We start from the raw sequence: 234 nt of genomic DNA, 5'->3' as shown, positions 1-234 counted from the left end.
CGTAAAGCACGTGTTCAAGTTTGGTGGATTTGTTGAAATTTCTACGTTTAAGTGTTTTGGAAAGCTCTGCTTCTGTTAATTTGCGATTTTCTTCGTGCTGCTCGCTGCAATCTGCTGGCGACTTTTGCGCGGTTTTTGCGCAAGAATGGCCACCTTTACTCGAATTGCTGCCGATTCCATTGCTGCTAATTCCAAGAATTTCTTCGAGCATATCTCGCACGTCTTTGCGAGGCT

General features: G+C 44.9%; 1 pseudogene. It reads right to left on the bottom strand.

Annotated features, from left to right (window positions below):
* Nucleotides 1-234, bottom strand: a pseudogene (locus tag QP420_RS06820) (aminotransferase class I/II-fold pyridoxal phosphate-dependent enzyme); the annotation flags it as partial.

Source organism: Bifidobacterium sp. UMB1197 (assembly GCF_030217745.1).
Classification (GTDB): Bacteria; Actinomycetota; Actinomycetes; order Actinomycetales; family Bifidobacteriaceae; genus Bifidobacterium; species Bifidobacterium vaginale_B.
The sequence above is the reverse complement of the archived record's forward strand: the minus strand, read 5'-3'. Positions and strand labels throughout refer to the sequence as shown.